Genomic DNA, 19,199 nt, shown 5'->3' with positions numbered 1-19,199 from the left:
CATAGATTTGTCGACCGTGAGCGGTGACATCTCGATACGGACGTTCGAGCGGCGACGGTGGCTCTTCCCGTCCGCCGTGATCCATGAACTCGATCCCGGCGCCGGCCCGGCCGGCCGCCCGCCCAGGCGCACCGCGCGCGACTGGCTCGTCGACTTCAGCTGCTTCCTCCTCGCCGTCGTACTGGGCGTGGCCGCCGCGAACACCATGCGGCAGGACCCGAACGTCTCCCACGGCCTCGCGGTCGCCGACCAGCTGATCGGCGGTCTGGCCTGCGCCGCGGTCTGGCTGCGCCGCCGCTGGCCGATGGGCCTGGCGATCGCCATGGTCCCGGTCGGCTTCGTCTCCGACACCGCGGGCGGCGCCGCCATGGTCGCCCTGTTCACGCTCGCCGTGCACCGCCCGTTCCGGTACGTCGCCTGGATCGGCGGCGTCAACCTCGCGCTGGTCCCACTCTTCTACTGGCTGCGTCCCGACCCCGACCTGCCCTATCTGGCCGTCGTCATCCTGGTCGTGCTGTTCGGCCTCCTGGTCATCAGCGTCGGCATGTTCGTGCGCTCCAAGCGGCAGCTGTTGGTCAGCCTGCGCGACCGCGCCCAGCGGGCCGAGACCGAGGCGGGGCTGCGCGCCGAGCGGGCCCAGCGGCTGGCCCGGGAGGCCATCGCCCGGGAGATGCACGACGTCCTCGCCCACCGGCTGACCCTGCTCAGCGTGCACGCCGGGGCCCTGGAGTTCCGTCCCGACGCGCCCCAGGCGGAGATCGCCCGGGCGGCCGGGGTGATCCGGGAGAGCGCCCACGAGGCCCTCCAGGACCTGCGCGAGATCATCGGCGTCCTGCGCGCCGCCGACGGCGACGAGGCGGGCGGCCGGCCGCAGCCCACCCTGGCCGCGCTGGAGTCCCTGGTCGCCGAATCACGGGGAGCCGGCATGAAGGTGGTGCTGGACAACCATGTCGGCGACCCGGCGGCCGTTCCCGCCTCCGTCGGCCGCACCGCCTACCGCATCGCCCAGGAGGGCCTCACCAACGCCCGTAAACACGCCCCCGGCGCCGAGGTCACCGTCCGCGTCACCGGAGCCCCCGGCGACGGCCTGGACATCACCGTGCACAACCCCGCCCCGGAGGCCGAGGCCCCGCACGTCCCCGGCTCGGGCCAGGGCCTCATCGGCCTGACCGAACGCGCGACGCTGGCCGGGGGCCGGCTGGAGCACCGGGCCACCGGCGACGGCGGCTTCGAGGTGCGGGCCTGGCTGCCCTGGGCCGCCGCCTGAACCACCGCGTCCGCAGTCCGGACAACTCTGTCCGCCCCCTGAACGACCACGTCCGCCGTCCGAACGACCACGTGATGTCGTAGCCGCGTGATTACGTAGGAGCCATGACCGCGATCAGACTGCTGCTCGTCGACGACGACCCCCTGGTGCGGGCGGGGCTGTCCCTGATGATGGGCGGGGCCGGGGACATCGAGATCGTCGGGGAGGGCGCCGACGGCGACGAGGTCGAGGCGCTCGTCGACCGCACCCACCCGGACGTCGTCCTGATGGACATCCGGATGCCGTCCGTGGACGGGCTCACCGCCACCGAGCGGCTGCGCGCGCGTGCGGACGCCCCGCAGGTCGTCGTCCTGACCACCTTCCACGCCGACGAACAGGTGTTGCACGCCCTGCGCGCGGGGGCCGCCGGGTTCGTCCTCAAGGACACCCCGCCCGCCGAGATCGTGGACGCGGTGCGCCGGGTCGCGGCCGGTGACCCCGTCCTGTCGCCCGCCGTCACCCGCCAGCTGATGCGGCACGCGGCGGGCACCCAGGCGGACACCCGGCAGGCACGCGCGCGTGACCGGCTCGCCGCCCTCAACGACCGCGAACGCGAGGTCGCCGTCGCGGTCGGCCGGGGCCTCGCCAACGCCGAGATCGCCACCGGCCTCTACATGAGCGTCGCCACCGTCAAGACGCATGTCTCGCGCATCCTGGCCAAGCTCGGCATGAACAACCGCGTCCAGATCGCGCTGCTGGCGTACGACGCGGGGCTGCTGGAGGAGTAGGGGCACCAGTCGGGCACCCCGAGCGTTCTCCGGGTAAGGGACGGCCTCGGGACCTCCTGAAGGGGGAGTACAGCATGCAGGTGACCGACCTCGGCGAGTACGGCGACGGTCTGCGCACGGATCCGCACACGGTCTACGCCCGGCTGCGCGAGCGCGGCCCGGTGCACCGGGTGCGGTGGCCGCTGCCCGACGCGTACCACGAGACCTGGCTGGTCGTCGGGTACGAGGAGGCCCGCGCGGCGCTCGCCGACCCCAGGCTGGCCAAGGACACCGAGAAGGCCGGCTTCAAGTTCCTCGACGAGGAGATGATCGGCAAGTACCTGCTGCTCGCCGACCCGCCCCAGCACACCCGGCTGCGCGGGCTCATCACGCGCGCGTTCACCGCGCGCCGGGTGGCCGGTCTGGAGCCGAGAATCCAGGAGATCACCGACCGGCTGCTCGACGAGATGCTCCCGCGTGGTCGCGCCGACCTCATCGACGCCCTCGCCTACCCGCTGCCGATCACGGTGATCAGCGAACTGCTCGGCGTACCCGAGCTGGACCGCGCGCGGTTCCGGAAGCTCTCCAACGAGGTGGTCGGCTCCGCCCGTCCGAGCAACGAGTACGACGCGTTCGCCGAGCTCGCCGACTATCTGAAGGAGCTGATCGAGGACAAGCGGTGCGCGGGCCCGAGCGACGACCTGCTCAGCGACCTGATCCGCACCACCGCCGAGGACGGCGACCGGCTCTCCGTCGAGGAACTGCGCGGCATGGCCTACGTCCTGCTGATCGCCGGCCACGAGACCACCGTCAACCTGATCGGCAACGGCGTCCTCGCCCTGCTCACCCACCCTGCCCAACTCGCCGCCCTGCGCGCCGACATGAGCCTCCTGGACGGCGCGGTCGAGGAGATCCTGCGCTGGGAGGGCCCGGTGGAGAACGCGACGTACCGGTACGCCGCCGAGCCCCTGGAGATCGCCGGCACCGCCATCGAACGGGGCGACCCGGTGATGATCGGGCTCACCGCCGCCGACCGCGACGGCGCCCGCTATCCCGAGCCCGGCCGCTTCGACATCCGCCGCGACAACCGCGGCCACCTCGCCTTCGGCCACGGCATCCACTACTGCCTGGGCGCACCCCTGGCCCGCCTGGAGAGCCGCACGGCCCTGCGCTCCCTCCTGGAGCGCGCCCCGGACCTGGCCCTGGACGGCCCGCACGGGGACTGGCTGCCGGGCACGCTGATGAGGGGGGTGCGGAACCTTCCGGTGCGCTGGTAGCCGGGATGCGCCGGTAGCCGGTGCGCCGCCGGCCGTCGGTCGGCGGCAGCCGCGGTCAGCCCAGCCGGTCCGGGATCTCCGCGAGTGCCACCAGTCTTCGCTCGTGCCGGGACACCTCGCAGGCCTCCGCGATCCGCAGCGCCTGGAGCGCCTCGCGCCCGTCGCAGGGGTTGGCGAGCCCGCCGCGCACCACGTCGACGAAGGCACACAGCTCGGCCTCGTAGGCGGGTCCGAACCGCTCCAGGAAGCCGGGCCACGGCTTGTCCGCGGGCGGCGGCCCGGTCGGCTCGGTGGAGGCCACCGGCGTACGGTCGTCCAGGCCGACCACCACGGTGTCCCGCTCCCCGGCCAGCTCCATCCGCACGTCGTACCCGGCGCCGTTCAGCCGGGTCGCGGTGGCGGTGGCCAGCATGCCGTCGTCCAGGGTGAGCAGGGCCGCGCCGGTGTCCACGTCACCGGCCTCGCGGAACATGGCGGGCCCGGCGTCCGAGCCGGTCGCGTACACGTCGACGACCTCGCGGCCGGTCACCCAGCGCAGCACGTCGAAGTCGTGGATCAGTGTGTCCCGGAACAGCCCGCCGGACAGCGGCAGCCACTCCGGCGGGGGCGGGGACTGGTCGGAGGTCAGCGCCCGCACGGTGTGCAGCCGCCCGAGCCTCCCCGAGCGCACGGCCTCCCGGGCGCCCGCGTACCCCTTGTCGAAGCGCCGCTGGAAGCCCATCTGCAGCACCGTCCCGGCCTTCTCCACCTCGGCCAGGGCGTGCAGCGTGCCCGGCAGGTCCAGGGCGATCGGCTTCTCGCAGAACACCGGGAGCCCGGAGCGCGCCGCGCGGCCGATCAGGTCGGCGTGCGCCGAGGTCGCCGCGGTGATCACCACCGCGTCCACGCCCCACCTGAAGATCTCGTCCACCCCGGGCGCCGCCGTCTCCCCGAGCCGGTAGGCCAGATCCTGGGCCCGCGCCGGATCGACATCCGAGAGGATCAGTGATCCGACCTCCCGATGACGGCTGAGCGTGTTCGCATGAATGGTTCCGATGCGGCCCGTCCCGATGACCCCGATGCGCATGGGAACAAGGTGCGGGTGCACCCCGTGCGCTGTCAATCCGTATGTCCGGACAATCGAACTACACAACTTCCCGTCAACCCGTCACGGGGATACGCTCGGGCCCGTGCCGAAACCAGATGTGGACCCGACCGTGCCGCTCGAACTGAGTGTGGACCGGAGCTCGCCGGTGCCGTTGTACTTCCAGCTCGCGCAGCAGCTGGAAGCGGCCATCGAGCACGGCTCGCTCACCCCCGGCAGCCTGCTGGGCAACGAGATCGAGCTCGCCGCACGGCTCGGCCTGTCCCGCCCGACCGTGCGTCAGGCCATCCAGTCCCTCGTCGACAAGGGCCTGCTTGTCCGTCGCCGGGGTGTCGGCACCCAGGTCGTGCACAGCCAGGTCAAACGCCCCCTGGAGCTCAGCAGCCTCTACGACGACCTGGAGTCGGCCGGCCAGCGCCCCGCGACGAAGGTGCTGGTCAACACCGTCGTCCCGGCGTCCGCCGAGATCGCCGCCGCGCTCGCGGTAGCCGAGGACACCGAGGTACACCGCATCGAGCGGCTCCGGCTGGCGCACGGCGAGCCGATGGCGTACCTGACCAACTACCTGCCGCCCGGCCTGCTCGACCTGGACACCGGGCAGTTGGAGGCCACCGGCCTCTACCGCCTGATGCGGGCCGCCGGGATCACCCTGCACAGCGCCCGCCAGTCCATCGGCGCCCGCGGCGCCACGGCCGCCGAGGCGGAGCGGCTCGCCGAGCCGGAAGGCGCCCCGCTGCTCACCATGCGGCGCACCACGTACGACGACACCGGCCGCGCCGTCGAGTTCGGCGACCACATCTACCGGCCGACCCGCTACTCCTTCGAGTTCCAGCTGCTCGTACGGTCCTGATCGCCACCCGGAATCCGACGTTCCGTTAGTCGCAATGTCCGGACAATGCGAGCACAGAGTGCCGCCCCCCGCCGTCAGGGGTGTACCCCATGTTCGATACTGAGGCTTTTGGGGCAGGCGAGGTCGCCGTCGGTGGTCACCCACGGTGAGCTTCGCCCGCCCCTCTCGCACGTATGAGCACGGCAAGAAGGGCACGGCCTCGTGGCACGGTTTCGGACCTGGGTGGGCATCGCGGTGGCGGGGGCGCTCAGCGTCACCCTCGCCGGATGCAGCAGTACCGGCGGCAAGCGGGCGGAGGACGCCCGGAACGCCGCGGCGGCCCAGGGGACAGCGGCGGTGAACACCCCCCGCTGGACCTTCGCGATGATCACTCACTCGGGTGACGGCGACACCTTCTGGGACATCGTGCAGAGCGGTGCGAAGCAGGCCGCCCGCAAGGACAACATCAACTTCCTGTACTCGCACGACGACGAGGCACAGCAGCAGGCGCAGCTCGTGGACGCGGCGGTCGACAAGAAGGTCGACGGCATCATCGTCACCCTTGCCAAGCCCGACGCCCTCAAGGCGGCCGTGGCCCGCGCCGAGAAGGCCGGCATCCCGGTGATCACCGTGAACTCCGGCTCCGCGGAGTCCAAGGCCTTCGGCGCCCTCGCGCACATCGGCCAGGACGAGACCATCGCCGGCCGGGCGGTCGGCGACGAGCTGAACAAGCGCGGCAGGAAGAAGGCTCTGTGCATCCTGCACGAGCAGGGCAACGTCGGCCACGAGCAGCGCTGCGCGGGCGTCGCCGAGAACTTCGACGGCGAGGTCGAGAACCTCTACGTCAACGGCACCAACATGCCCGACGTGCAGTCCTCGATCGAGGCGAAGCTCCAGGCCGACCGGTCGATCGACGCGGTCGTCACGCTCGGGGCGCCGTACGCCGACACCGCCGTGAAGGCCAGGACGGACGCGGGCAGCACGGCCGAGGTCGACACCTTCGACCTCAACGCCAAGGTCGCCGCCGAGCTCAAGGACGGCACCCTCGGCTTCGCCGTGGACCAGCAGCCGTACCTCCAGGGCTACCAGGCGGTCGACCTGCTGTGGCTCTACAAGTACAACGGCGACGTCCTCGGCGGCGGGCAGCCGGTGCTCACCGGCCCGCAGATCATCACCAAGGACCAGGCGCCCGCGCTGGCGAAGTACACCGAGCGGGGCACCCGATGAGCGCCACCTTGGAACCCACACTTGACGAAAGGATTCTGCAGACCTCTCCGCTGCGGAAACTCCTCTCCTGTCCGGAGCTGGGCTCGGTCGTCGGCGCGGTCGCCGTCCTCCTCTTCTTCGCCTTGGCCGCGGACGGCTTCCTGCGCGCGTCCAGCATCAGCACGGTCCTCTACGCCTCCTCGACGATCGGCATCATGGCCGTACCGGTGGCGCTGCTGATGATCGGCGGCGAGTTCGACCTCTCCGCGGGCGTCCTGGTGACGTCCTCCGCGCTGATCTCCTCGATGTTCAGCTACCAGATGACGGCGAACACCTGGGTGGGCGTAGGGGTCTCGCTCCTCGTGAGCCTGGCCATCGGCGCCTTCAACGGCTTCGTGCTCACCCGCACCAGGCTGCCCAGCTTCATCGTCACCCTGGGCACCTTCCTGATGCTCACCGGCATGAACCTGGGCCTCACCAAACTGATCGACGGCACGGTCTCCACCAAGACGATCGCCGACATGGAGGGCTTTTCGTCCGCCCGCGCGGTCTTCGCCTCAACGCTCACCGTCGGCGGCGTGGACTTCAAGATCACGATCCTCTGGTGGCTCGTCCTGGTCGCGATCGCCTCCTGGATCCTGCTGCGCACCCGCGCCGGCAACTGGATCTTCGCCGTGGGCGGCAACCAGGACGCGGCCCGCGCGGTCGGCGTCCCCGTAGCCAAGACCAAGATCGGCCTCTACATGGGCGTGGCGCTCGGCGCCTGGATCTCCGGCCAGCACCTGCTCTTCTCGTACGACGCCGTCCAGTCCGGCGAGGGCGTCGGCAACGAGCTGATCTACATCATCGCGGCCGTCATCGGCGGCTGCCTGATCACCGGCGGCTACGGCAGCGCGGTCGGCTCGGCGGTCGGGGCGCTCATCTTCGGCATGACCAGCAAGGGCATCGTCTTCGCCGAGTGGAACCCCGACTGGTTCAAGTTCTTCCTCGGAGCGATGCTGCTCCTCGCGACCCTGCTCAACACCTGGGTCCGCAAGCGCGCGGAGGCCACCGCATGACCCTCGTCCGGCTGACCGACGTCAGCAAGCAGTACGGCACCGTCCGCGCCCTGGAAGGGGTCTCCCTGGAGGTCCACGCGGGCGAGATCACCTGCGTCCTCGGCGACAACGGGGCCGGCAAGTCCACCCTGATCAAGATCGTCGCGGGCCTGCACCGGCACGACGGCGGCACGCTCGTCGTCGACGGCGAGGAGACGACGCTCACCTCTCCGCGCGAGGCCCTGGACCGGGGCATCGCCACGGTCTACCAGGACCTGGCGGTCGTGCCGCTGATGCCGGTGTGGCGCAACTTCTTCCTTGGCTCGGAACCCCGCAAGGGCCGTGTGCTCAAGCGGCTGGACGTCGACTTCATGCGCCGCACCACCCGCGCCGAACTCCTCCGCATGGGCATCGACCTCCGGGACGTCGACCAGCCCATCGGCACCCTGTCGGGCGGCGAACGCCAGTGCGTGGCGATCGCGAGGGCCGTCCACTTCGGCGCGAAGGTCCTGGTCCTGGACGAGCCGACGGCGGCACTGGGAGTGAAGCAGTCCGGTGTGGTCCTGAAATACGTGGCAGCGGCACGCGACCAGGGCCTCGGTGTCGTGTTGATCACCCACAATCCGCATCACGCGTACTTGGTGGGGGACCGGTTCGTGCTGTTGAGGAGGGGCACGATGGTGGGGAGCTACTCACGTGACGAGATGACACTCGAAGAACTGACCGGCCAGATGGCAGGCGGAAGCGACCTGGACGCTCTACGCCACGAGCTGCGGCGCCGGTAAGGGGCGCGGGGCTGTATCGATATGCGGCTCCGCCGCGTGGGCGCGCCCAGCCCCACGCGGCCGCACCTGGCAACGGTGCTTATCTCCCCCGAACGGCACTACACGCACGCGTACGGCAGAATCAAGCCCGATGAGCACCTACCGCGACCTCACCGCCCCCATAGGCTCCCGCCGAGCCCCCGTCCTGCGAACGGTCGGCACACGGGAGCGCCGGTCCCACCTGACCGCCCCCCGTGTCCCCACCGTCGGCATCGACATCGGCGGCACCAAGGTCATGGCGGGCGTCGTGGACGCCGACGGCAACATCCTGGAGAAGCTCCGCACGGAGACCCCGGACAAGTCCAAGAGCCCCAAGGTCGTCGAGGACACGATCGTCGAGCTGGTCCTGGACCTGTCCGACCGGCACGACGTGCATGCCGTCGGCATCGGCGCGGCCGGCTGGGTCGACGCCGACCGCAACCGCGTGCTGTTCGCCCCCCACCTCTCCTGGCGGAACGAACCGCTGCGCGACCGCCTCGCCGGCCGGCTCGCCGTGCCCGTCCTGGTCGACAACGACGCCAACGCCGCCGCCTGGGCCGAGTGGCGGTTCGGCGCCGGCCGCGGCGAGGACCACCTGGTCATGATCACGCTCGGCACCGGCATCGGCGGCGCGATCCTGGAGGACGGCCAGGTCAAGCGCGGCAAGTACGGCGTCGCCGGCGAGTTCGGCCACATGCAGGTCGTGCCCGGCGGCCACCGCTGCCCGTGCGGCAACCGCGGCTGCTGGGAGCAGTACAGCTCCGGCAACGCGCTGGTCCGCGAGGCCAAGGAGCTGGCCGCCGCCGACTCCCCGGTGGCCTACGGGATCATCGAGCACGTCAAGGGCAACATCGACGAGATCTCCGGCCCGATGATCACCGAGCTGGCCCGCGAGGGCGACGCGATGTGCATCGAGCTGCTCCAGGACATCGGCCAGTGGCTCGGCGTCGGCATCGCCAACCTCGCCGCCGCTCTCGACCCGTCCTGCTTCGTCATCGGCGGGGGCGTGAGCGCCGCCGACGACCTGCTGATCGGCCCCGCCCGGGACGCGTTCAAACGCCAGCTGACCGGCCGCGGCTACCGCCCCGAGGCCCGGATCGCCCGCGCCCAGCTGGGCCCCGAGGCCGGCATGGTCGGCGCCGCCGACCTCGCCCGCCTCGTCGCCCGCCGGTTCCGGCGTGCCAATCGGCGCCGGGTCGAGCGGTACGAGCGTTACGAGCGGTACGCGGAGGCCCGCCGTACCCGGGACACCGCATGACCGCTTCGCTGCCCCGCCAGGCCGCGTCCCCGGAGGAACCGCGCCGCCCGCCCGAGACCCCCGGGCACAAGGCCCGCCGCCGGGCGCTCACGTTGCTGATCATCGGGCTGCTCATCGGCGTACCGGCCGGCTACCTGGTGATCTCCGCCGCCCAGAGCCGCAACAGCGGCAAGGACAAGGAGTCGAAGTACTCGGCGACCGGCCTCACCGAGGGCTGGCCGTCGAAGGTGCAGCGGCGCCTCTACCAGGTGCCGGTCCCGCACCCGGCCGACCGGATCGCGTACTACGAGACGAACAACTGGAAGACCAGCCGTCTCTACGTCCAGTTCCGCACCAACAGCGCCGGACTGGACAGCTTCCTGGAGGGCATGGGCGTCAACCGGGACGCACTCAAGAAGAACGACATCAGCATCAGCTCCCGCGACCAGAAGATCACCGGCTGGAAGTTCACCGGCCCCGGCCCCTGGTCGGGCCTGACGCACAAGCAGAAGAACCCGGCGCCCACCCAGGACGTGGTCGTGAACACGGCCGACCCGAACTACCCGATGATCTACGTCGTCTCCCGCACAGTGCCGTAGGGACGGCCCCCGGCCGGTCGCCGGGGCCGATTGTCAGACCCCGCCCGTACAGTCGAAGACGTCTGATCCGACATGTGGGCGGGAGGTGGCAGAACGTATGAGCGGCACGGTGACCGAGACACCTGACGGCGTCCCCCTGCGCCTGGCGGCGGTCTACCTGCCCGCCGACCTCCCGCGCCAGGGCCGCATCGCCTTCTGGGACCCGGACGGCGACCCGCTGCCCACCGCCGCGACCGAGGACCTGACGGTCGTACGACGGCACGGCGCCGGTGTCCGCCGCCGGCAGGTGCCCGCGCTGACCCTGCCGCTCGGCGAGGCCCTCCCGCTGCTCGTCCGGGCCCGCCGCGACCCGGCCGCCCACCCCGCCACCGCCTGCTGGGGCGCCGCCGCCCAGCACGCGCTGCGGCTCGCCGCCCGGGGCCGCCTGCTGCCCGGCCTGACCGCGGCCGGGTACGACGCCTGGCGGGCCGGCCCCCTGGAGGCCGCCGACATCGCCCACCTGCGCGCGGTGGCCGCCGCCCTGCCCGCCGAGGGCCACGCCGTCCCGCTGCCCGGCCCCGGTCCGCTCCGGCTGCCCCAGCCGGAGGCGCTGATCCGCTCCTTCCTGGACGCGGTCGCCGACACCCTGCCCCGCACCCCGGCCGCCCCGCACACCTCGGGCAGGCCGTTCGCCGCCCACGAGGGCCGGCGGCTGCCCGACGCCCAGGAGTGGGCCGCCGAGGTCGCCGCCGGCATGGACGCGGGCGTGCGGATCTCGCTCCGCCTCGACCTGTCGGCCTACGACCTCTTCGACGACGGCGAGGGAGCGCACCGCGCCGGAGCGGCGATCGTCCAGGTGCACAGCCTGGCCGACCCCACCCTGGTGACCGACGCGGCGGCGCTGTGGGCGGGGCAGTCCGATGCCGCCTTCGGTCCCCGCGCGCGCGTGGACGCGGCGCTGGCCGTACGCCGGGCCGCGCGGGTGTGGCCGCCGCTGGACCGGCTGGCCGAGCAGGACGTGCCGGACGTGCTCGCCCTCTCCGAGGAGGAGCTGGGCGATCTGCTCGGGGTGGCCGCGACCCGGCTGGCGGCGGCCGGGGTCGCCGTGCACTGGCCCCGGGACCTGGCCCAGGACCTCACCGCGGCCGCCGTGATCCGCTCCGCCCCCGGTTCGGCGACCGACGGCACGGGCTTCTTCGAGGGCGAGGAACTGCTCCAGTTCCGCTGGCAGCTGGCGCTCGGCGGGGACCCGCTCAGCGACGCCGAGATGGACGCGCTCGCCGAGGCCCACCGCCCGGTCGTACGGCTGCGGGACCGCTGGGTGCTCGTCGACCCGGCCCTGGTCCGCAAGGCCCGCAAGCGCGAACTGGGCCTGCTCGACCCGGTCGACGCGCTCTCCGTGGCGCTCACCGGCGAGGCCGAGGTGGACGGCGAGAGCGTCGAGGCGGTCCCCGTCGGCCTCCTCGCGGCCCTGCGCGACCGCCTCACGGCCGGCATCCAGCCCGCCGAGCCGCCCGCCGCCCTGCGGGCCACCCTGCGCGACTACCAGCTGCGTGGCCTGGCCTGGCTCGACCTCATGACCTCCCTCGGCCTCGGCGGCTGCCTCGCCGACGACATGGGCCTCGGCAAGACGATCACCGTCATCGCCCTGCACCTCAAGCGGGCCCGCACCGAACCGACCCTGGTGGTCTGCCCCGCCTCGCTGCTGGGCAACTGGCAGCGGGAGATCGCCCGGTTCGCGCCCGGCGTCCCGGTCCGCCGCTTCCACGGTCCCGACCGCACCCTGGACGGCCTGGACGGCGGCTTCGTCCTCACCACGTACGGCACCCTGCGCGCCACCGCGGCCAGGCTCGCCGACCAGCCCTGGGGCATGGTCGTCGCCGACGAGGCACAGCACGTCAAGAACCCCTACTCGGCCACCGCCAAGGCGCTGCGCACCATCCCGACCCCCGCACGCGTGGCCCTCACCGGCACCCCCGTGGAGAACAACCTCTCCGAACTCTGGGCCCTGCTCGACTGGACCACCCCCGGACTCCTCGGCCCGCTGAAATCCTTCCGCGCCCGGCACGCGCGCGCCGTCGAGAACGGCGAGGACCGGGAGGCGGTGACCCGCCTTGCCCGCCTGGTCCGTCCGTTCCTGCTGCGCCGCAAGAAGTCCGACCCCGGCATCGTCCCCGAACTCCCGCCGAAGACGGAGACCGACCACCCCGTCCCGCTCACCCGCGAGCAGGCCGCGCTGTACGAGGCGGTGGTGCGCGAGTCGCTGCTCGCCATCGAGACGGCGGACGGCATCGCGCGCCGCGGGCTGGTGCTCAAGCTCCTCGGCGCCCTGAAGCAGATCTGCGACCACCCCGGGCTGTATCTCAAGGAGGAGTCCCGTATCGAGGGCCTGGCCGCCCGCTCCGGCAAACTCGCCCTGCTCGACGAGCTGTTGGACACCGTGCTCACCGAGGACGGCTCGGCGCTCGTCTTCACGCAGTACGTCGGCATGGCCCGCATGATCACCGCGCACCTCCAGGCCCGCGCGGTTCCCGTCGACCTTCTCCACGGCGGCACACCGGTACCGGAGCGCGAGCGCATGGTGGACCGCTTCCAGGCCGGCGCGACCCCGGTCCTCGTCCTCTCCCTGAAGGCCGCGGGCACCGGCCTCAACCTCACCCGCGCGGGCCATGTCGTCCACTTCGACCGCTGGTGGAACCCGGCGGTGGAGGAACAGGCCACCGACCGCGCCTACCGCATCGGCCAGACCCAGCCCGTCCAGGTCCACCGCCTGGTCACCGAGGGCACGGTGGAGGACCGCATCGCCGAGATGCTGGAGGCCAAGCGTGCCCTCGCCGACGCGATCCTGGGCTCCGGCGAGTCCGCCCTGACCGAACTGACGGACCGTGAGCTGTCCGACCTGGTGTCGCTGCGGAGGACGTCATGAGCGGGGACGAGCAGCGGCCGGGCGATGCGGCCCGCCAAGCGCTGCGGGCGGCGCGGGGGCGCGGTGCGGAGACCGGGGGCGACGAGGGGGTGCCGGCCGAGGCGCGGTCCGAAGGATCCGCCTCGCCGGGGGCGGACGCGGCCGAGGAGCGGGTGACGAGGCCGGGTGACGCGGCGCGGCTGGCGCTGCGGGCGGCTTCGGCGGCGAAGGAGGCGGAGCCACGGGATCCCGAGGCCGAGGCCGACGCGGGCCCGGCGGACGCCGGTGCCGTTCGTCCGGGTGGCCGCCCCGCCGACGTCGCGCGCGAGGCGCTGCGCGCGGCCCGCGCGGAGGCACGGCGGGCCGAGGCGGCCGCGGCGGAGGCCTCGGAAGGGTCCCCGGCTCGCGGAGCGCGCCGGCTAGCGTCGCCGGCCGCGGCGGAGACGGGTCGCGGTCGCACCGCCCGTGACCTGAAGCAGTACCTGGCGACCGCGTTCAGGATGCCGAAGGAGGAGCCTGAGCCGGTGCGGCCCGACGCCCTGGCGGATCAGGGAACCCCGACGGAACACCTCGACGAAGACGAGGCGTACCGCACCCCACCGCAGCACTACGAAACGGACCCCACCCCCTCCACGCCCGCCACACCCCCGGGCCACCCGCACCCGACTCCCGCCGCGGCCTCCGGCCGTCCACAGCCGACCGCCTCCACACCTGACACGCCTTCCGACCGCGGGGAGCCGACGGTGTCGGTGTCTGCCGAGGCTTCCGGCCGTCCGCGGCCGGCGACCTCTGCGTCTGCCGCAGTTTCCGAGCACCCGGAGTCGACGGCCGCTGCGTCTGCCGTGGCTTCCGGACGGCCATGGCCGGCCGGCTTCGCACCTGCCGAGCCCCCCGGCGACCCGGACCCGCACACCCCCGTGCCCACCACGGCTTCCGGCCGACCGGAGGCGGCGGCCCTTCCCGCCACGTCCCGCCTGCCCCGCACCATGGGCACCCCCCACCGCGACACCGAACTCCGCCGGACGTTTCCTTCCTTCCCCGCCCTCGCCTCCCAGGCCGGTGGCGCCGGGGCGGACTTCGCCGAGACCTGGTGGGGGAACGCCTGGGTTCGGGCGTTGGAGGAGGGGGCGCTGGACGTGAAGCGGCTCGCGCGGGGGCGGAGTTATGCCGAGCAGGGGCATGTGGACGCGATCACCGTGACGCCGGGGCTGGTCCTGGCGTATGTGCAGGGGAGCCGGCCACGGCCGTATCGCGTGCAGGTGCGGTTGCGTACCTTCGGCGCGGACGAGTGGGAGCGGTTCCTGGAGGCCGCCGCCGACCGGCCCGGGGACATCGCCGCGTTGCTCGACAAGGAGCTGCCGCAGGCCCTCGCCGAGAGCGGGGTGCCCTTGCTGCCGGGGCCGGGCGAGCTCGAACCCCGTTGCAGTTGCCCGGACTTCGGTCATCCCTGCAAGCACGCGGCCGCCCTCTGCTACCAGACCGCGCGGCTGCTGGACGCCGATCCGTTCGTGCTGCTTCTGCTGCGCGGCCAGGGGGAGCGCGAGGTCCTCGACGCGCTGTCCCGGCGCAACGCCGCCCGCGCGGCCCGGGAGCGGCAGCCGGCCGCCCTGCCCGGCGTCCGTGCCACCGAGGCCCTGGTGCCGCGTCAACTCCCGCCGCTGCCGCCCCCGTTGCAGGTTCCGCCGCATCCCGAGCAGCCTCCGGTGTACCCGGGCGTGCCCGGGGGACCCGACCCTTTCACGCTGGACCAGCTCGCCACGGACGCCGCCGCCCGAGCCCACACCCTGCTCGCCACCGGCCGTGACCCGGTCGGTGAACTGACCCTCTGGCAGGACGCGGTGCGCCTCGCCGCGGCCCGCCCCGGTTCCGGCCTGACCGCGTCCACCCGCGCCCTCTACGCCTCCCTCGCGGACGCCGTCGGCCGTACCCCGGGCGACCTGGCCCGCGCGGTCGCCGCCTGGCGGCAGGGCGGCCCGGAGGGACTGGCCGTGCTGGAGGAGCCCTGGGATCCACCGGCCGGCCGTTTCGACCGGGCCAGACCCCTGCTCCTGGCCGCCGACCTCCCGGCCTTCCGGCCCTGGCGCAACCACCTGACCCACCCCGGCGCCCATGTCCAGCTCCGGCTGGGCCGCGACGGCCTGTGGTACGCCTACGAGTCCGAACCGGGCCAGGACGACTGGTGGCCCAGAGGCACCCCCGACCTGGACCCGGTGGGCGCGCTCACGGGACTGGGGGCGCCGGAGGACCTCTGAAGGTTCTTGCCGATGTCGTCGTGCCGGGCCACGAACCGGGCCTTGGCACCGTCCACCCGGTAGAGGAACCAGCCGCCGTCCTGGCCGGTCTCCAGGTACTGGGTCTGGCTCTCGTAGCTGTACCGGCGGGTGATCCCCTGCCACGGCTCGCGCAGCAACTCCGCGCGCAGCGACACGCGTTGGTCGCCGCCGGGCGCGGCGATCCCGTGGGCGGCATAGCGGACGGCGTCGTACGCCTCGGCCGCCCAGGGCGGGGGAGCGGTGCGGTAGCGGCTCCGGTAGGCGGCGGCGAAGGCGCGGGTTCTCGGATCGGTGGCCGCGTCGCAGTAGCCCGTGCTGATCCACCAGCCCGTGCCCGCCTTGAGGAAGGAGGTACCGAGGATGTGCTCGTCGCCCCCGCGTACTCCCCGGTGCCCGGCCGCCGTGAGGGCCTTGGCGCAGGCGGCGGCGCGGTCGGGGATGCCGCCCGCGAAGATCACCGCCGTGTCCGGGTGGGCGGCGAGGTCATGGGCGACATCGGTGAAGCCGTCGCCCTTGGCCACCTCGGTGGCGTGGACGGTGCCGACCTCCAGCGTCCGGTACACGGTGATGGCACGGAGGGTGGCCTCGCCCTCCTCGGCGTCGGTGAGATCGTGGACGACGACGGTCCGGGCGGGCTTGACGACCCGGTTGAGGTACTTCACCAGGGAGCCGGGGCCAGGGGTGCGGGTGGAGCGCAGGATCAGGGAGCTGGTCGTGTTGGTGACGTCGATCGCGTCGGTGTCGGCGCGGGTGATCAGCAGGCACACCCCGGCCTCGGTGCACACCGGGACGGCGGCGGGCACGGCCGTGTTCGTGCCGGCGCCGATCACGGCGTACACCTCGGGTGCGGCGACGAGCCGGCCGGCCGCAGCGGTGGATCCGGCCGCCGTGTGGTGACACTGCACCACGATCACGGGAAGGGGGCCCGCGCCCGGGTCAGGACGAACGCGGGAGATACCCGGGCGCCCACCACGCGGGAGCGCACGCGACGGCCGCGTCGACCATGTCGTCCTTGGTGACCGAAGGGTCGCGGAGCCACGCCTTGATGGCACCGGCGAAGCCGTGAGCCATGAACTGGGCGATCACCTGGGGGTTGGCGTCGGGACGCGCCGAGCGGTCACCGCGTGCCAGGAACGCCAGGGCGTACTCGCTGAAGTGGCGTACGAGCGCCTCGTAGACTCCGCTGTCCGCCGGATCGTCGAGGGAGAGCCGGTAGATCGCCCGGAACCGTTCGACGTGGTTGCCCACTTCCGCTGTGGTCAGGCGCAGCAGCTCGGCAGCCGAGTGCCCGTCCTCCGCCCGCTCGTCCTCCAGGCGGTGACCACGGTCCAGGTCGGCGTCGAGGACCTGGATGAGCAGTTCCAGCGGAGTGCTGTAGCGGTTGTAGAAGGTCGCGCGGGTGACCCCGGCGCGGTCGGCCAGCTCGGCGACGCTGATCTGGGAGACCGGCCGCTCCGAGGCGAGTTCCACGATGGCCTGCTCGAAGGCCTGGGTGGTCCGGGTGATGCGCGGGTCGATCCGGCCGCTCAGCGTACTGCCCTCCTGTCGACCGGCGACCGCGTCGCCCCCTGGTTCCGGGAGGCTGACCGGGCTTCCTGTATCCGGCCCGCCGGTTCGTCGGCCCCGGCGCCGTCGTCACTCAGCGTACGTGACCACGTGACCGGGGCCCCGATATCGAACGCGGTGTCGGTTGCCCGACCGACCCGTCGGCGCAGGACAGTTCATGGCGCAGTATCACCCGTCCGTGATCCAACACGCAGGATCACTTGATGACAGGCTCTAGGTGTGACCGCCGCCATCGGTCGCGTTCAGGGTGATGTCGTCGGCGTAGTAGCTGCCCTGTGCGTACCAGCCGTGCACGTAGATCGTCGCGCTGGTCTGGGAGGCGCCTGTGGTGAAGGAGACGGTCAGCGGGCTGTATCCGGCCGGGGACGTGGTCCAGGTGGATGCGCCGCCGTTCACGCCCAGGTAGACGTTGGAGCCGCGGACCCAGCCGCTGAGTGAGTAGGTGGTGTCCGGCCGTACCGCGACGGTCTGGTTGCACTGCGCGGTGTCGCTCGAACTCACCCTCCCCTGGAGGGCTTTGGAGCCCGTGTGGACGGGTGAGGAGACGATCGAGCCCGGGTGGCCGGCGCAGCTCCACGGGGAGAGGCCGCCCGACTCGAAGCCAGGGTTGGTCAGGGCGTCGGCAGCCTCGGCCGCGCTCGGGGCGGCCGATGTCGGGGCGGCTGACGTCGGGGCGGCCGACGCGCTCGCCGGAGGCGCGGTCGGGGTGGCCGCCGTAGGGCTGGGGATCAGGAGGGAGCAGCCGAGGCCGGCGACGGCCGCCGCGGCGACCCCGATCGCCGCGGCCGCCCGGCGCTGTCCTGGCCCCAGGCGCGGGCGGTCTACGGGACGCCGCGGGCGGGTGTCGCCGTCGGGTGCGGGTAGTTCCCGCGTCTTGCCGCCGGGGACGGGCGGGAGTTCCTCCGTCTCGCCGTCGGTCGGGGTGTGTGGGACGGGTGTGGCCACGGTCGGGTGGCCGCGGTAGTCCTTGTCCTGGCGTATGTCGTCGAGCAGCTGGGCCAGCGCGTCGGTGTTGCGCATGCGCAGCACGCGGATGGGCTCCAGCGCGGTGCCGTCGTCCGGCGCTTCGGGCGCGGGCGGTGTGGGCACGGTGCTCTCCTTCCGTCCCGTGGCAGAGACCAGGGCTGTCCCTCGGAACTCATACGCAACGCCCGCTCCGGAGGTTCAGCCGGACCGCACCCGGAGAAGCCGCGCTCGGCATCCGTGAGATCAGGGACAGCCTTACGTCCCTGATAGACCGCAGCTCAGACGTGCCGCCGCAGGCGCCTTCTGTCACTTGAAGTCCTGTCACTTGAAGTCCTGGCGTGCGTGGACGGGTGCTGGGGGCCGTGGCCGACCGCTGCGCGTCGCCCGCTAGCATCCCTTCGCATGACGAGGCGGGGGTGGCGACTGGGTGTCGTGGCGGTGCTGGCGGCGATCTGCGTCTCCGGTCCCGGGCGTCCGGAGGTCATCAGCACGGCGTCGGACCTCGGCCCCCTGCCGGACGACCGCTACGACTACACGTCGCAGGACCACCAACGATCGCAGCGGGCATCGGCGTTGCTGGTCCGGCAGTGCATGGCGGAGCGCGGTCACCGGGACTTCCCGCTCGACCCCCGCTATCCCACCGACCCCATCGTCGCCACCGCGGTCAGCACCGACTACGGTGCCCTGGATCTCGCCACCGCCCGCCGCTGGGGCTACGGCTGGGACCCGGCCAAGTCCCCGGACCTCCGGCCGAAGGGCCGTCGGATGACCAACGCCGAGTTCGCGGACTTCCCCGCCTGCAACGCCGAGGCGAGCCGGCGGCTGCTGCGCGGCATCGACGTGAAGCGGGACTGGCTCTACGCGAGTACACGGGCGGCTGAGGTCGACAAGGCGGTCAAGCGCGACCCGCGCCTCCGCGCGGCCTGGGACGTGTGGTCCCGCTGCGTGGCGGAACAAGGATTCACGCGCTATCCCGACCCCGTCGCGGCGTACGCGGACACCGCCTGGCAACGCCGGAGCAGTGACGGCAACACCCGGCATACGGAGCGGGAGCGGGCCACCGCCGTCGCGGACGTCACCTGCAAGCGCCGCCACCATACGGCCGAGCTCTGGCACGCCGTACGGGCGCAGCAGCAGGCCGTGGACATCACCCGACACCGCGACCGCTACGCCGCCGGGCTGCAGGCGCTGCGGACCTACCGGGCCACCGTCGCCGAGGTGCTGCGGAAGCTCGGTTAGGGCCTGTCCGGCGGATCAAGTCGCAGGAAGGCAACGGCGCCTCATCAACCCAGGTGAGCCCCGCGTCTGCGGCATGATCCGCCGGACAGGCCCTAGTAGTGCTTCGTTACGTCGGGTGATCTCGCCTGGTAGTGGGCATCGTCTTGGTATGAGGCTGGGGGAAGTGGAACGGCTCCGGGGTGAGTT

15 protein-coding genes and 1 pseudogene are annotated in these 19,199 nt (G+C 72.7%); 12 read left to right on the top strand and 4 right to left on the bottom strand.

The window, feature by feature from the left end; translation table 11 throughout:
* Nucleotides 1-7: 7 nt before the first annotated feature.
* The 3 genes from ACGFZQ_RS15440 (at nt 8) to ACGFZQ_RS15430 (ending at nt 3,290) form a co-directional block, all read left to right on the top strand.
* A complete protein-coding gene (locus tag ACGFZQ_RS15440; protein WP_393840800.1) occupies nt 8-1,267 on the top strand; it encodes a histidine kinase in 1,260 nt (419 codons plus the stop codon).
* Between the two features lie 104 nt (nt 1,268-1,371).
* Nucleotides 1,372-2,034, top strand: coding sequence for a response regulator (locus tag ACGFZQ_RS15435; protein ID WP_382542268.1), 663 nt, complete (start codon nt 1,372-1,374; stop codon nt 2,032-2,034).
* 74 nt (nt 2,035-2,108) lie between these two features.
* Entirely contained in the window at nt 2,109-3,290 is a 1,182-nt protein-coding gene (locus tag ACGFZQ_RS15430) for a cytochrome P450 (protein WP_351729854.1), read from the top strand.
* 55 nt (nt 3,291-3,345) lie between these two features.
* Here the strand turns inward: ACGFZQ_RS15430 and ACGFZQ_RS15425 are convergent, their stop codons facing one another.
* Nucleotides 3,346-4,356, bottom strand: coding sequence for a Gfo/Idh/MocA family oxidoreductase (locus ACGFZQ_RS15425; protein WP_351729857.1), 1,011 nt, complete (start codon nt 4,354-4,356; stop codon nt 3,346-3,348).
* A gap of 130 nt (nt 4,357-4,486) precedes the next feature.
* Here ACGFZQ_RS15425 and ACGFZQ_RS15420 point away from each other — a divergent pair, with 130 nt between their 5' ends.
* The 8 genes from ACGFZQ_RS15420 to ACGFZQ_RS15385 all read left to right on the top strand — a co-directional run bounded on the left by ACGFZQ_RS15420 (nt 4,487) and on the right by ACGFZQ_RS15385 (nt 15,221).
* Complete coding sequence (locus ACGFZQ_RS15420; protein ID WP_351730927.1) at nt 4,487-5,224, top strand: GntR family transcriptional regulator; 738 nt, start codon at nt 4,487-4,489, stop codon at nt 5,222-5,224.
* A gap of 201 nt (nt 5,225-5,425) precedes the next feature.
* Nucleotides 5,426-6,430 carry a sugar ABC transporter substrate-binding protein gene (locus ACGFZQ_RS15415; RefSeq protein ID WP_393840799.1) on the top strand — a complete coding sequence of 335 codons (1,005 nt, stop codon included), beginning with the start codon at nt 5,426-5,428 and terminating at the stop codon, nt 6,428-6,430.
* Nucleotides 6,427-7,467: an ABC transporter permease gene (locus ACGFZQ_RS15410; protein ID WP_393840798.1), complete on the top strand. Its 1,041-nt coding sequence runs from the start codon at nt 6,427-6,429 to the stop codon at nt 7,465-7,467. Before ACGFZQ_RS15415 ends, ACGFZQ_RS15410 begins: the two co-directional genes overlap by 4 nt.
* A complete protein-coding gene (locus ACGFZQ_RS15405; protein WP_393840797.1) occupies nt 7,464-8,231 on the top strand; it encodes an ATP-binding cassette domain-containing protein in 768 nt (255 codons plus the stop codon). Before ACGFZQ_RS15410 ends, ACGFZQ_RS15405 begins: the two co-directional genes overlap by 4 nt.
* A gap of 130 nt (nt 8,232-8,361) precedes the next feature.
* Nucleotides 8,362-9,507, top strand: a complete 1,146-nt coding sequence (locus ACGFZQ_RS15400) for an ROK family glucokinase (RefSeq protein ID WP_359225227.1) — start codon at nt 8,362-8,364, stop codon at nt 9,505-9,507.
* Nucleotides 9,504-10,085: a sugar kinase gene (locus tag ACGFZQ_RS15395; protein ID WP_393840796.1), complete on the top strand. Its 582-nt coding sequence runs from the start codon at nt 9,504-9,506 to the stop codon at nt 10,083-10,085. The genes ACGFZQ_RS15400 and ACGFZQ_RS15395 overlap by 4 nt, the downstream gene beginning before the upstream one ends.
* A gap of 97 nt (nt 10,086-10,182) precedes the next feature.
* Nucleotides 10,183-12,990, top strand: a complete 2,808-nt coding sequence (locus ACGFZQ_RS15390) for an SNF2-related protein (protein WP_393840795.1) — start codon at nt 10,183-10,185, stop codon at nt 12,988-12,990.
* Nucleotides 12,987-15,221, top strand: coding sequence for an SWIM zinc finger family protein (locus tag ACGFZQ_RS15385; RefSeq protein ID WP_393840794.1), 2,235 nt, complete (start codon nt 12,987-12,989; stop codon nt 15,219-15,221). Before ACGFZQ_RS15390 ends, ACGFZQ_RS15385 begins: the two co-directional genes overlap by 4 nt.
* On the opposite strand, the gene ACGFZQ_RS15380 is transcribed toward ACGFZQ_RS15385, so the two are convergent.
* From ACGFZQ_RS15380 to ACGFZQ_RS15370, 3 genes and pseudogenes are all read right to left on the bottom strand, one after another.
* Nucleotides 15,119-16,147, bottom strand: coding sequence for an ABC transporter substrate-binding protein (locus ACGFZQ_RS15380; RefSeq protein WP_393840793.1), 1,029 nt, complete (start codon nt 16,145-16,147; stop codon nt 15,119-15,121). The two genes, ACGFZQ_RS15385 and ACGFZQ_RS15380, sit on opposite strands and share 103 nt — an antisense overlap.
* A 31-nt stretch (nt 16,148-16,178) precedes the next feature.
* Complete coding sequence (locus tag ACGFZQ_RS15375; RefSeq protein WP_351729884.1) at nt 16,179-16,712, bottom strand: TetR/AcrR family transcriptional regulator; 534 nt, start codon at nt 16,710-16,712, stop codon at nt 16,179-16,181.
* Nucleotides 16,713-17,030: 318 nt separating this feature from the next.
* A pseudogene (locus ACGFZQ_RS15370) lies at nt 17,031-17,498 on the bottom strand (carbohydrate binding domain-containing protein); the annotation flags it as partial.
* A gap of 678 nt (nt 17,499-18,176) precedes the next feature.
* On the opposite strand from ACGFZQ_RS15370, the gene ACGFZQ_RS15365 reads away from it, so the two are divergent.
* Nucleotides 18,177-19,013 (top strand): hypothetical protein, encoded by an 837-nt coding sequence (locus ACGFZQ_RS15365; protein ID WP_393840792.1) that lies wholly within the window; start codon nt 18,177-18,179, stop codon nt 19,011-19,013.
* Nucleotides 19,014-19,199: the final 186 nt, after the last annotated feature.

This window comes from Streptomyces sp. NPDC048254 (genome assembly GCF_043201895.1).
Taxonomy (GTDB): Bacteria; Actinomycetota; Actinomycetes; order Streptomycetales; family Streptomycetaceae; genus Streptomyces.
This window is presented reverse-complemented; position numbering and strand designations above follow the sequence as displayed.